This is a genomic window from Streptomyces sp. NBC_00370 (genome assembly GCF_036084755.1).
In the GTDB taxonomy this organism is placed as follows: Bacteria; Actinomycetota; Actinomycetes; order Streptomycetales; family Streptomycetaceae; genus Streptomyces.
This window is the reverse complement of sequence record NZ_CP107968.1, coordinates 1,319,812-1,332,196: the sequence shown is the minus strand read 5'-3', so window position 1 is coordinate 1,332,196 and position 12,385 is coordinate 1,319,812. Positions and strand designations below refer to the sequence as shown.

Sequence of the window (12,385 nt, the reverse complement as noted above, 5' to 3'; positions counted from 1 at the left end):
TCAGGCCGCCTTTCCGAGACGTACCCGCGGGTCGAGCAGCGGATAGGCCAGGTCGACAAGGAGTTGGACGAGGATCGCGAGGGTCGCTGTGACGAGCACGGTGGCCTGGATGAGCGGGTAGTCGCGGGTCTCCAGGGCGCGTACGACGAGGGAGCCGACGCCGGGCCAGCCGAAGACGACTTCGACCACCACCACGCCGTTGAGCATCGCGGCGAACCGGGTGCCGATCGCGGTGAGCAGCGGCACCCCCGAGTTGCCGAGCGCGTAGCGCCAGGTCAGCGCGGATTCACCGACACCGCGCGAACGGGCGACCGTGATGTAGGGAGAGGCGAGGGCTGTTGTCATCTCGCGCCGTACGAGCCGGGAGACGAGCGCCAGTTGCAGGATGGCGACGGTCACGGTGGGCAGGATCAGACCGCTCCACGACGTGAATCCGGACGCGGGCAGTACCGGGATCAGGACGGCGAAGACGGTCAGCAGCATCACGCCCGTCCAGAAGTCCGGCATGGACTGCCCGGCGATGGTCAGTACGTTGGCGCCGACCTCGCGGCTGGTGTCCGCCCTGCGGGCCATCCAGACGCCGAGCGGGACACCGACGACGACGGTCACGATGATCGCGGCTACGGACAGGGTGAGCGTGTACGGCATGCGGTCCAGCACGACCTGGAGCGCCGGGGAGTGGAACGAGTAACTCGTGCCCAGATCCCCGGTGACCAGGTCGCGCAGGAAGATGCCGTACTGCGTGATCATCGGCTTGTCGAGGCCGAACTGCGCGCGGATGTGCGCCAGGTCGGCGGTGGTGGCGGAAGGTCCCGCGTAGGCGGCGGCCGGGTCGCCCGGGGCGAGCCGTACGAGCACGAAGACGGCGGACAGGGTCAGAAATACGGTCAGCAGGCTCTGCCCGACACGGCGGGCCAGATACATCGGCACGGCTCAGCCCCCCAGCCGCACTGCGGACAGGTCGTAGGAGTTGATCGGGAGCAGATCGAGCCCGGCCACCCGGTCGCGGCGCGCGAGCAGGGTCTTCGGCGCGAAGGCCCACAGACACGGCCAGGTGTCCCAGATGGCGCGCTGCACGTCGCCGAGGCGGGTGGTGCGCTCGGCCGGGTCGACCTCCTGGGCCGCGGCCGACAGGGCCTGTTCGATGTCCGGCTTCACATATCCCATGAACGCGTCGCCGGTGCGCTCCTTGGCGGGCGTGCCGCCGTAGAGACCTTGCAGGGTGGTCAGCGCGAGCCCGGTGGGGTTGCCGAAGCCGTTGCCGATGATGTCCCAGTCGCCGCCGCGGCCCTGGCGCCACTTGAGGATGTCGCCGCCCGGCTCGAACTCCTGGAGCGTGGCACGGACCCCGACGTCCCCCAGCATCGAGAGGACGGCCTCCATCACGGACGCGTCGGCGGCGAACTCGCCGGACTCCCAGATGATCTTCACCTTGAGCCCGTCGGCGCCGAGCGTCCGCAGTGTCTTGCGGGCCAGGCCGGGGTCGAAGGCGTACGAGCCGGTGCGTATCGCGCCCTGGAGGGCCAGCGGGACGACCCCGTCGGTCTGCTCGGCCGAGCCGGTCAGGACGTCGCGTACCAGGGCCTTGCCGTCAATGGCGTACGTGAGGGCCTTGCGGACCCGGGGGTCGGCGAGCGGGTGGCCCTTGGGCTTGCGGAAGTTGTAGAACAGCACGCACAGCCGGGTGCCGGCGGTCTCTTCGAGGGTGACGCCCGGCAGCCCCTGGAGCTGTTCTGCCGAGTCGGGCGTGAGCGTGTCGATCACGTCGAGTTCGCCGCTGCGGATCGCGACGACCCGGCTGGACTCCTCGGGTACGAATCGCACCCGCACGTTCTCGACGGCGGGCGGCTTCCCCCAGTAGTGGGGGTTGCGGCCGAGGGTGTACTCACCGGCGCCGCCGTTCGCGCTGAGCACCTTGTAGGGGCCTGAGCCGATCCCGGAGCTGAGTTCCTCCGGCCGGTTCGCCTTGGCGGGCGTGATGTGGATGTTGGCCATCAGCAGATCCAGCACCGGCACCGGCTTCTTGGTGTGCAGCCGGAAGGTGCGGGCCCCGGTGGCCTCGACGGTGGGCAGCTCGGGGAAGAGCCCGAGCAGGAACGAGCCGTTGACCTTGCCGTACATGGTCAGGGCGGTGGAGACATCGGTGACGGTGACCGGGCTGCCGTCGGAGTAACGGACCCCGGCGCGCAGCCGGACGTCCCAGACGGTGGGCCCGGTCATCTCGAACCGGTCGGCGAGGACCAGCTGGGTCTTCATACCGGGCCCGATGCGGGTCAGGGTCTGCCGGACGGCGCGCTGTACGGTCACCGCCGCGTCGAACTGGTTGAGCTTGTTGTCGAGGCTGACCAGCGAGCGGTTCAGGCCCAGCGTCAGCGTGCCGGGCCCGGGGGCGCCGGTGGGCCCGGCACACGCGGTGAGCGGGCCGAGCGTGATCGCGGCTCCGCCGGCCGCGCCCCACTGCAGCAGGGTGCGACGGCTGAGCGTCTCACTCAGGGGAGTACGGGTCATCGTTGACCTTCTCGGGTTCTTGGACGCGACTGGCTCGGACCGCCGCCCGGTGTGTCGGGGGCGGCAGGTTGTCGCGGCGCAAAACGTCGCACGATTGCGTGTTTCGCGCAAGGGGTCTCGCGCATTTCGCGCAAGGTGTGCCATCATCAGCCGCCGAGGCGGTCCGTCAGGTCCGCCGTCCCGGTCACCCGAGGAGAGAACCGCACCCGTGTCCCCGAACAGCGACGGCATACGTCCGCCCGACCGCGTCATCGCGCTGGCGGACGACCTGTCCGGAGCCGCCGAGACGGCCGCCCTGCTGCGGATCCGCAGCACGGTCGTCCTCGGGCCCGCCGCCGCGCCCGCGCCCGCCGAAGGCGAGGCCGTCGTCCTCGACCTCGACACCCGCCACCTCTCGGCGGACGAGGCGCACGGGACGGTGGCGGCCGCCCTGGCCGGGCTCGGCGCGGCCGTCGGCGCACCGGACACCCTGGTCCTGAAGAAGACCGACTCGCTGCTGCGGGGCAATCTCGCCGCGGAGGCCGCCGCCTTCGCCCACGGCGCCGAAGGGCTGGTCATCGCCACCGCGCTGCCCGCCGTCGGCCGCACCGCACGCGGCGGCGTCGTCCATCTGCACGGCACCCCGCTGCACGAGACGGACGCCTGGCGCGCCGAGAGCGCACCGCCGCCGCGCTCCGTCGCCGAGGCGCTCGGCCGGACGGCCCGGGACACCGGCATCCGCGCCGAGGTCGTCCCGCTCGCCGTGGTCAGAGGCCCGGCCGAACAGCTGCGTCAGCGGCTCCGCACCCTCGTCGCCGACGGTCGCACGCCCGTCTGCGACGGCGAGAGCGACGCCGACCTCGACGCGGTCGTCCGCGCCGCAGCCCGCTGCGGCCCCGGCGTACGGCTGATGGGGACGGGCGGCCTCGCCGCCGCCGTCGGACGGCTCACGGACAGCCCTGACGCGCCGTCACCCGTACTCGTGGGCGGGCGGGTTCGGCCGCTGCTCGTGGTGGTCGGCACGGCCGAACCCACCGCCGTTGCGCAGATCGCGCAACTCACCGCCGTCGGCGCGCACCACATCGCGCTCCCGCCCGACACCCTCGGCGCACCTGCGGGCGCGCCCGTCCTGCCCGGCGTCGCACCCGGCTGGGTCACGGTCCTCAGCATCGACGGGAGCGGCGGCATTCGGCCGGGCACCGCGCGCGCCCTGGTGGCCGGCCTCGCCAGGACCGTGGCCGCCCTGGCCGCGGTCGGCCCGCCCGTCACCGCCGATCTCGTACTGACCGGCGGCGAGACCGCCCGCCGGGTCCTCGACGCCCTCGGCGTCACCCAGCTCTTCCCCCTCGGACAGATCCAGCACGGCGCCGTGCACAGCGCCACGGCCGACGGCCGCTCGGTCGTCACCCGGCCGGGCAGCTTCGGCGACGCCGACTCGCTGCTGCGGATCGTCCGCACGCTCCGCCCCGGCCTCCGGCCCCACCCCGTACCGCAAGGAGAAGCCCTGTGAACGCAAGCCCGACCGCCGACAGCGCCCAGCAGACCGGCAGCGACACCGCCCGGCTCCCCGTCATCGCGGTCACCATGGGCGACGGTGCCGGAATCGGCCCCGAGGTGATCGTCCCCGCGCTGCTCGACCCGGACACGCTGGCCCGCTGCCGGCCCGTGGTCGTCGGCGACGCGCGCCGGCTGCGCCAGGCAGCGGCGCTGCTGGGCCTCGACTGCGAGATCGTGCCCGTCGAAGGGCCCGAGGACGCCGAGTTCACCCCCGGCCGGGTCAACGTCATCGACCTGGGGCTGCTCCCCGCCGACCTGCCCTGGGGCCGGCTGTCCGCCGTCGCGGGCGACGCGGCGTACCACTACGTACGGGTCGCGGCCGAACTCGCCGTGGGCGGACGGGCCGACGGCATCTGCACCGCGCCGCTCAACAAGGAGGCGCTGCACGCCGGGGGCCACCTCTACCCCGGGCACACCGAACTGCTGGCCCATCTCACCGGCGTCAAGGAGGTGTCGATGATGCTGTCGACGCCCAAGGTGAAGGTCATTCACGTCACCACCCACATCGGACTGATCGACGCGGTCAACCGCATCGAGCCGGGGCTCGTGGAACGCACGGTGCGCAGAGGCCACCAGGCGATGGTGCGGGCCGGCGTGCCGGAACCCGTCATCGGGGTCTGCGGCATCAACCCGCACGCCGGCGAGAACGGCCTGTTCGGCTACGGCGAGGAGGAGGAGAAGATCGTGCCCGCCATCGAGATCCTGCGCGCCGACGGCATCGACGCGCGCGGTCCGCTCCCCGCCGACACCGCGTTCTTCCTCGCGGGCCGCGGCGACTACGACCTGATCGTGGCCATGTACCACGACCAGGGACACGGCCCGGTGAAGGTGCTCGGCATCGAGGCCGGCGTCAATCTCACGGTCGGACTGCCCGTCATCCGCACCTCAGTTGACCACGGCACCGCGTTCGACATCGCGGGCACCGGCGTCGCCGAGGCCGGTAGCATGGTCGAGGCCCTGCGCCAGGCGGCCGAGATGTCATCCGCAGCCGTCCGGTGAGCAGCCGTCCGGTGAGTGAACCGGTGCGGGAATCCGTCGAAAGAGGATCAGTGCCGATGTCCCCGATCGGATCCACGGCTCGCCGTGACCGTATCGTCCAACTGGCCAACACCACGGGCCTCGCCAGCGTCGAGGAGCTGTCCCAGCTGTTCGGTGTGACGGCCTCGACGATCCGGCGCGACCTGGCGAAACTCACCGGCGACGGGCGGCTCGCCCGGACGTACGGCGGTGCGATGGCGCTCGCCGCCCACCCCGAGGCGTCGCTGCGCCAGCGCACCGGCGAGGCGTTCGAGGCGAAACAAGCCATCGCCCGCTGGGCGGCGGCACAGATAGGGGCGGGCGAGACCATCCTGCTCGACGCGGGATCCACCGTCGGGGCGCTCGCGCACGAACTGCGCACCGCCAAGGAACTGACGATCGCCACCACGGGTCTGACGGCCCTTCAGGAACTCTCCGACGTGGAGACCCTGCACATCGAATGCCTCGGCGGGACCCTGCGCCCGCTCAGCCAGGGCTTCGTCGGCCCGCTGACCGAGGCGGCGCTGGACCGGATGACCTTCGACCGGGTCTTCCTCGGCGCCGACGGCGTCTCGCCCGAACACGGCATCTGCGAGGCGGATCTGCGTCAGACCCGCCTCAAGGAGCTGATGGCCCGCCGCGCCGAGCAGGTGTACGTCCTCGCGCACGCGGCGAAGCTCGGCCGGGGACCGTTCCACGCCTGGGCCCAACTGCCGCCGGGCTGGACCCTTGTCACCGACAGTGCTGCCGAGGCGCCGGTGGTCGAGGCACTGCGTGCACGCGGCGTGCAGGTCGTCCTGACCGAACCGTAAGCGGGACGCTTCTTTCGGGGCCTCAGCCCAGCTTCGGAATCTCGATGGCGGGGCACCGGTCCATGATCATGTCGAGTCCGGCGGCGCGGGTACGTTCGTACGCCGCGTCGTCGATGACGTCCAGCTGGAACCAGACGGCCTTGGCGCCCGCGGCGACAGCCTCGTCGGCGACCGCGCCCGCCAGGTCGCTGTTGACGAACACATCCACCACGTCCACCGGGAACGGAATGTCCGCCAGCGACGCGTACCCCTGCTCGCCGTGGACCGCCTCGGCCTTCGGGTGCACCGGTACGACCCGCTTGCCGAAACGCTGGAGCACCCCCGCGACCCCGTAGGCGGCGCGCGCCGTGTTGTTCGACAGGCCCACCACCGCCCAGGTGTCGCCCGTCGAGGTCAGAATCCTGCGGATCGTCTCTGTCTCTGCGTCCATGACCTGCACAACGGCCCGTGCGACCGGGCCATTCCCGGCACATAGGGTGGGGCGAATGCAGGAGCAGTACAGAACGATCGCCCGCGCGGGCGAGCACGAGACAGAGGTGAACCGTTCACGGTTCATCTGCTCGCTCGCGCCCGCGGCGACCGAGCGGGAGGCGCAGGAGTTCGTCGCGGCCGTACGCGCCCGGTACCCGACCGCCGGGCACCACTGCTTCGCGTACGTGATCGGCGCCGACGCCTCCGTACAGCGGGCGAGCGACGACGGCGAGCCGGGCGGCACGGCGGGCGTCCCCATGCTCCAGATGCTGCTCCGCCGAGAGACCCGCTTCGTCGTGGCGGTCGTCACCCGCTACTTCGGCGGCGTCAAGCTCGGCGCCGGCGGTCTGATCAGGGCGTACGGCGGAGCCGTCGGAGAGGCCCTGGACGCGGTCGGCACCCGCACCCGGCAGCGGCTGCGGCTCGCCACCGTCACCGTCGACCACCAGCGCGCAGGAAAGCTGGAGAACGACCTGCGCTCCACCGGCCGCACCGTGCGCGAGGTCCGGTACGCGGCGGTCGTCACGATCGAGATCGCGCTCCCCGACGCGGAGGTGGCCGCGTTCGGCGCCTGGCTCGCCGACACGACGGCGGGCACAGCGGTACTGGAGCTGGGCGCCGAGGCGTACGGCGACGCGTGAGCAAAACGGAGGTCCGTGGGGGAGCGGGGAAGGATCGGCGCTAGGGTCTGTCCGGCGGATCAGGGTCGGACAGACCGCGGGGTCTGGCGCGGTGAATCGCAAGGCGCCGGGACGTTTCGATAGCGGAGCTATCGGGGCGTTTCGGCAACGCCGCGAGTTGCCGTGTCAGGCGTCGCGGACCCGGCCATGAGCCGCCGGGCAGGCCCTGGCGTGGTGGGCTGTTGAGTGACGTGCGTACGGCGCGCGGGTGGGGGAAGGGAACGATGGGGCTCGGAGCTGTCTGTTGAGGATTCTGCACACGTCGGACTGGCATCTCGGCCGCTCGTTCCACCGGGTCGGTCTGCTGGACGCCCAGGCCGCCTTCCTCGACCATCTCGTGGCGACGGCCGTCGACCGCGCCGTGGACGTCCTGCTGGTCGCGGGCGACGTCTACGACCGGGCCGTGCCGCCGCTGACCGCCGTCGAACTGTTCGACCGGGCGCTGCACCGGCTCGCCGCAGCGGGCGTACCGACCGTCATGATCTCCGGGAACCACGACTCCGCCCGCAGACTCGGCGTCGGAGCGGGCCTCATCGAACGGGCCGGGATCCATCTGCGGACCGACCCGGCGGGCTGCGCCACCCCCGTCCTGCTCGCCGACGCCCACGGCGAGGTCGCCTTCTACGGCCTGCCGTACCTGGAACCGGCCCTGGTACGCGACGAGTTCAAGGCCCCGAAGACCGGGCACGAGGCGGTGCTCGGCGCGGCGATGGCGCGGGTACGCACCGACCTCGCCGCCCGTGCCCCCGGCACCCGCTCCGTCGTACTCGCCCACGCCTTCGTCGCCGGCGGCGCACCCAGTGACAGTGAGCGCGACATCACCGTCGGCGGGGTCGAGTCCGTGCCCGCCGCGGTCTTCGACGGCGTCGACTACGCCGCGCTCGGCCATCTGCACGGGGCGCAGACCGTGACGGAGCGCGTGCGCTACGCCGGATCCCCGCTCGCCTACTCGTTCTCCGAGGCCACCCACCGTAAGACGATGTGGCTGGTGGAGCTCGGCCCCGGCGGCGAGCTCGAAGCCGAACGGATCGACTGCCCCGTGCCCCGCGCGCTGGCCCGGCTGCGCGGCCGGATCGACGACCTCCTCGACGACCCGGCGCTGGCCCGGCACGAGGACGCGTGGACCGAGGTGACCCTCACCGACCCGGTCCGCCCCGCCGAACCCATGGCCCGGCTCACCAAGCGCTTCCCGCACACGCTCAGCCTGGTCTTCGACCCGGACAGGACCGACGACGACCCGCACGCCTCCTACGCGCGCCGGCTGCACGGCCGCACCGACCAGCAGATCGCCGAGGACTTCGTCGCGCACGTCAGGGGCGGATCCGGGCCCGACACCCGCGAACGCGCCGTGCTGCGCGGCGCTTTCGACGACGTACGGGTCGAAGCGAGCGTGCGTGAGGTGACCCCATGAGACTCCACCGGCTGACCGTCGCCGCCTTCGGCCCCTTCGCCGGCACCGAGGAGGTCGACTTCGACGCGCTGTCCACCGCCGGGATCTTCCTGCTGCACGGCCCGACGGGCGCGGGCAAGACCTCCATCCTGGACGCCGTCTGCTACGCGCTGTACGGCGAGGTGCCCGGCGCCCGGCAGGGGGCGGGGGCCGCGCTGCGCAGTGACCACGCGGCGGCCGGGACCGCCACCGAGATCAGCCTCGAACTGACCGTGGCCGGCCGCAGACTGGAGATCACCCGGCGCCCCGCCCAGCTCCGCCGCAAGCTGCGCGGTACGGGCTTCACCACCGAGAAGGCCCAGAGCTGGCTGCGCCAGTACGACGCCGACAGCGGCGACTGGCGGGCGCTCAGCCGCTCCCACCAGGAGATCGGTGAGGAGATCAGCCAACTCCTCGGCGGGATGAGCAGGGACCAGTTCTGCCAGGTCGTCCTGTTGCCGCAGGGCGACTTCGCCCGCTTCCTGCGGGCCGACGCGGAGGCGCGTGGCAAACTGCTCGGCCGGCTCTTCGACACCCGCAGGTTCGCAGCCGTCGAGGACCGGCTCGCCGAACTGCGCCGGGCGGCGGAACACCAGGTGCGCGCGGGCGACGAGCGGCTGTTGTCCGTCGCGCAGCGCATCGCGCAGGCGGCGCGGGACAGTTCGGCGCCGCCGCTGCCCGAGCGGCAGCCCGGTGACCCGGGCCTCGCCCCCGCCGTGCTGGAGTGGGCGGCGCTCGCGCGCTCCCTCGCGGTCGAGCGGGCCGACATCGCCGCTGCGGCGCTCGAAGCGGCTGGGAGCAGACAGGCCGCTGCCCGCACGGCTCTGGACAGCGAGCGCGAACTGGCCAGACTCCAGGACCGGTTCGCCGAGACCCGGCAGCGCGCCGACACCCTGGAGCAGCGCCGCCCGGCGCGCGACCAGGCCCAGGCCGCCCTCGACCGGGCGCACAAGGCGGAACTCGTCGCGCCCGCGCTGGAGCTGCGCGAGGACGCCGAGCGCGCACACCGCGGCGCCGCGGCGGAACACGACCGCGTACTGCACCGTCGCCCCGCCCACCTGCCGGCCGCTCTCGCCGAGGCGGGAGCGGAACAACTCGTCGCGCTGGAAAGGTCGGTGAGCCAACAGCTCGGCGCCCTCGACGCCGCCAGGACCGCCGAGCAGCGCAGTGCTCACATCACCCAGGACCGCGCCGCCCTCGACCAGGAGGCGCGGTCGGACGAAGCGATCCTTGCGGACGCCGTCGGATGGCTGAGCGGCTGGGAGTCCACCCGGGCCGCACTGCTGGCGCGCATCGACGAGGCGCAGGTGGCAGCCGCCCGCGCCGAACAGCTCGCGGGTCAACTCGACCCCGCCGCACGGCAGCTCGCCGCCGCCCGTCGGCGCGACGACCTCCAGGGGGCGGTCGAGAACGCCGCGCAGGCCCTCAACGCGGCCAAGGAACACACCAACCAGGCCCACGAACGCTGGCTGGAGCTGCGCGAGCGCAGACTGCACGGCATGGCAGCGGAGTTGGCGGCCCGACTCGCGGACGGCGAACCCTGCGCGGTCTGCGGCTCCGCCGACCATCCGGCCCCGGCCAGGGCGACGGACGGGCAGGTGGACCCGGCGGCCGAGGAATCCGCGCTGAACCGGTACCGCAGCCTGGGCCAGGCACGCGACCGCGCCGACGTGGCGCACAGCGCCGTACGGGAGCGGTACGTCGCCGCCGAGGCCGAGGCCGACGGTGCGAGCGTCGCCGAACTCACCGATCTCACCCGGCGGCTGGAGGACGAACACCGCGCGGCGCACACGCTCGCGGCGGGCACGCACGCGGCGCGCGAAGCCCTGGAAAGCGCCGAGCGGGAACACCGGAACCGGCTGGCCGCCCAGTCAGGCGCCGAGCGCAGGATCGCCGCCCGCACCTCGCGGCGCGAAGCTCTCGACGCCGAACAGGCCGCACTGCGCGACGAGTTGGCCAAGGCACGCGGCGACGCCCCCAGTGTCGCCGCCCGCGCGGCCCAACTGGAGTCGGGGGCGCGCTGGCTGGCCGCCGCAGCCGACGCCGTACGGACCGTGGAGACCACGGCGGTACGGCTCAAGGAGGCCGACGACAAGCTGGCGACCGCCGCCTTCCGGGCCGGCTTCGACACCCCGGGTGCCGCTGCCGACGCGCTGCTCGACACGGCCGGCCGGCGTGCCACCCAGCGTCTCGTGGACGAGTGGCAGACCGAAGCGGCCAAGATCGCCGAACGGCTGGCCGAACCGGACACAGCGGACGCGGCGGCCCGCCCCGCCGCCGACCCCGAAGCGGCCCGCACCGCCCACGACATGGCCGAACACGCCCTGCGCGAGGCGTCGTCGGCCCGCGCCACCGCCGACGACCGCCGCACCGAACTGGCCAGGCTCTCCCGGCAGGCCGAGAGCGAGGTGCGCGCGCTCGGCCCGCTGCGCGAGGAGTACGACAGGGTGGCCCGGCTCGCCGGGCTCGCGGCGGGCACGTCCAGCGACAACGAACGCCGGATGCGCCTGGAGGCGTACGTGCTCGCCGCCCGGCTGGAACAGGTCGCGGCGGCGGCCACCGTACGGCTCCAGCGGATGTCCGCCGGGCGGTACGCGCTGCTGCACTCCGACGCCAGGGCGGCAGGACGGTCGCGCTCCGGGCTCGGCCTCCAGGTGGTCGACGCCTGGACCGGCAGCGCCCGCGACACCTCGACGCTCTCCGGCGGCGAGACCTTCTTCGCCTCCCTGGCCCTCGCGCTCGGCCTGGCCGACGTCGTCACCGACGAGGCGGGCGGCGTACGGCTCGACACCCTCTTCATCGACGAGGGCTTCGGCAGCCTGGACGACCAGACCCTGGACGAGGTCCTGGACGTCCTGGACTCGCTGCGCGAACGGGACCGCAGCGTCGGCATCGTCAGCCATGTCGCCGATCTGCGCCGCCGTATCCCGGCCCAGCTGGAGGTCGTCAAGGAGCGGCAGGGATCGACGATCCTCGCCCTGGACGCGGACCGGACCAGCGGCTGACCGGTCCGGCGGGCTTGACCGGACCGGTGTCCGAACTCCGGCTCAGCGGGCGCCGAGCGCGGTGAACAGCGCCGTGGCGTCCGCCCCGGCGGGCAGCCCGCTGACCTGACCGTCCCCGACCTCCACCACCCGCCATGCGCCGTCCTCGCGCAGCGCCATGTCCGTGGTCACGAACGGGCAGCCGAGCGCCTGTACGGCGGCGCCCACCGCGTCGAGTTCCGGCGTGGGAACCCGCTCCGGGGTGTCGGGATGCGCGGTGGTGAGCACCGGCTTGCCGTCCAGCCACCACACACGGGCCTCGCCGCCCGCCACGAACGGCTCGAAGGCGCGCAGCACCACACCGCCGGCCAGGAACTCCTCCTGGAGCGCGACGAAGCGGCCCACCACCGACACGAGCCCTGCCTGGTCGGTCAGTTCGGGGATGAAGCAGGCCTCGTCCCACTCGTGTTTGCGGGACTTGACGAAGTCCTTCACCACGCCGGGACCCGCGCCGAGCGGGGCGGCGAGCGCGCTGAGCGCCGCCGGCTCGGGCGGCGCGCCCGGTGGCCGCGCCTGCCAGACGCTGCGCGGGGTGAGCCCGGTGAAATCCGCGTACCAGCCGGGCAGTTCATGCGCGCGGCGGAACGCGGCCGCGTCGGTGAACAGCGCGCAGCCGCGCTCGGCCAGCCCGCGCTCCAGCGCCGCGTACACCTCGGGCGGCATCATCCAGCCCCGGTACCAGTACGTGCCCGAGTCACGCGGCACCCGGGCGAGCGCCGCGGCGGTGTCCCCGGCGAGCAGCGCGTCGTGGTCGACGAGCGCCACCCGTTCCGCCGACGACCTGGCCAGCGCCGATTCGGTGGCGAACGCCGGATCGGTCCGGCTGGCTCGCAGCGGATCGGAGCAGAGAAGGAAACCCATGTGTGATGCCACCCCCGAGTCGTATGG

The 12,385-nt window shown here is 73.2% G+C and carries 10 protein-coding genes; 6 read left to right on the top strand and 4 right to left on the bottom strand.

Annotation, left to right across the window (positions count from 1 at the left end; translation table 11 throughout):
- Entirely contained in the window at positions 1 to 924 is a 924-nt protein-coding gene (locus OHS57_RS05805) for an ABC transporter permease (protein WP_041997870.1), read from the bottom strand.
- Between the two features lie 9 nt (positions 925 to 933).
- Positions 934 to 2,508 (bottom strand): ABC transporter substrate-binding protein, encoded by a 1,575-nt coding sequence (locus OHS57_RS05800; RefSeq protein ID WP_041997872.1) that lies wholly within the window; start codon positions 2,506 to 2,508, stop codon positions 934 to 936.
- A 208-nt stretch (positions 2,509 to 2,716) separates the two neighbouring features.
- Between OHS57_RS05800 and OHS57_RS05795 the strand changes: the two genes are divergently transcribed.
- From OHS57_RS05795 to OHS57_RS05785, 3 genes are read left to right on the top strand one after another with little or no spacing between them, the layout of a single operon-like run.
- Complete coding sequence (locus tag OHS57_RS05795) at positions 2,717 to 3,997, top strand: four-carbon acid sugar kinase family protein (protein WP_328581241.1); 1,281 nt, start codon at positions 2,717 to 2,719, stop codon at positions 3,995 to 3,997.
- On the top strand, positions 3,994 to 5,043 hold the full coding sequence (pdxA, locus tag OHS57_RS05790) for a 4-hydroxythreonine-4-phosphate dehydrogenase PdxA (RefSeq protein ID WP_241778810.1): 1,050 nt from the start codon (positions 3,994 to 3,996) through the stop codon (positions 5,041 to 5,043). The genes OHS57_RS05795 and pdxA overlap by 4 nt, the downstream gene beginning before the upstream one ends.
- A 56-nt stretch (positions 5,044 to 5,099) precedes the next feature.
- A complete protein-coding gene (locus OHS57_RS05785; RefSeq protein ID WP_041997875.1) occupies positions 5,100 to 5,873 on the top strand; it encodes a DeoR/GlpR family DNA-binding transcription regulator in 774 nt (257 codons plus the stop codon).
- A 22-nt stretch (positions 5,874 to 5,895) separates the two neighbouring features.
- Here the strand turns inward: OHS57_RS05785 and OHS57_RS05780 are convergent, their stop codons facing one another.
- Positions 5,896 to 6,303 carry a CoA-binding protein gene (locus OHS57_RS05780; protein ID WP_328581240.1) on the bottom strand — a complete coding sequence of 136 codons (408 nt, stop codon included), beginning with the start codon at positions 6,301 to 6,303 and terminating at the stop codon, positions 5,896 to 5,898.
- Positions 6,304 to 6,358: 55 nt separating this feature from the next.
- On the opposite strand from OHS57_RS05780, the gene OHS57_RS05775 reads away from it, so the two are divergent.
- The 3 genes from OHS57_RS05775 to OHS57_RS05765 all read left to right on the top strand — a co-directional run bounded on the left by OHS57_RS05775 (position 6,359) and on the right by OHS57_RS05765 (position 11,458).
- Positions 6,359 to 6,985, top strand: coding sequence for a YigZ family protein (locus tag OHS57_RS05775; protein ID WP_328581239.1), 627 nt, complete (start codon positions 6,359 to 6,361; stop codon positions 6,983 to 6,985).
- A 283-nt stretch (positions 6,986 to 7,268) separates the two neighbouring features.
- Positions 7,269 to 8,435: an exonuclease SbcCD subunit D gene (locus OHS57_RS05770; protein WP_328581238.1), complete on the top strand. Its 1,167-nt coding sequence runs from the start codon at positions 7,269 to 7,271 to the stop codon at positions 8,433 to 8,435.
- On the top strand, positions 8,432 to 11,458 hold the full coding sequence (locus OHS57_RS05765; RefSeq protein WP_328581237.1) for an SMC family ATPase: 3,027 nt from the start codon (positions 8,432 to 8,434) through the stop codon (positions 11,456 to 11,458). Before OHS57_RS05770 ends, OHS57_RS05765 begins: the two co-directional genes overlap by 4 nt.
- 42 nt (positions 11,459 to 11,500) lie before the next feature.
- Here the strand turns inward: OHS57_RS05765 and OHS57_RS05760 are convergent, their stop codons facing one another.
- Positions 11,501 to 12,358, bottom strand: a complete 858-nt coding sequence (locus tag OHS57_RS05760) for an ATP-grasp domain-containing protein (RefSeq protein WP_328581236.1) — start codon at positions 12,356 to 12,358, stop codon at positions 11,501 to 11,503.
- Between the last annotated feature and the right edge of the window lie 27 nt (positions 12,359 to 12,385).

What these genes read in the sequence shown, in the direction of transcription:
- OHS57_RS05775 (WP_328581239.1), top strand. Translation starts at nt 6,359, where the DNA reads ATGCAGGAGCAGTACAGAACGATCGCCCGCGCGGGCGAGCACGAGACA.
- OHS57_RS05765 (WP_328581237.1), top strand. Translation starts at nt 8,432, where the DNA reads ATGAGACTCCACCGGCTGACCGTCGCCGCCTTCGGCCCCTTCGCCGGC.
- OHS57_RS05805 (WP_041997870.1), bottom strand. Translation starts at nt 924, where the DNA reads ATGTATCTGGCCCGCCGTGTCGGGCAGAGCCTGCTGACCGTATTTCTG.
- OHS57_RS05760 (WP_328581236.1), bottom strand. Translation starts at nt 12,358, where the DNA reads ATGGGTTTCCTTCTCTGCTCCGATCCGCTGCGAGCCAGCCGGACCGAT.
- OHS57_RS05780 (WP_328581240.1), bottom strand. Translation starts at nt 6,303, where the DNA reads ATGGACGCAGAGACAGAGACGATCCGCAGGATTCTGACCTCGACGGGC.
- OHS57_RS05785 (WP_041997875.1), top strand. Translation starts at nt 5,100, where the DNA reads ATGTCCCCGATCGGATCCACGGCTCGCCGTGACCGTATCGTCCAACTG.
- OHS57_RS05800 (WP_041997872.1), bottom strand. Translation starts at nt 2,508, where the DNA reads ATGACCCGTACTCCCCTGAGTGAGACGCTCAGCCGTCGCACCCTGCTG.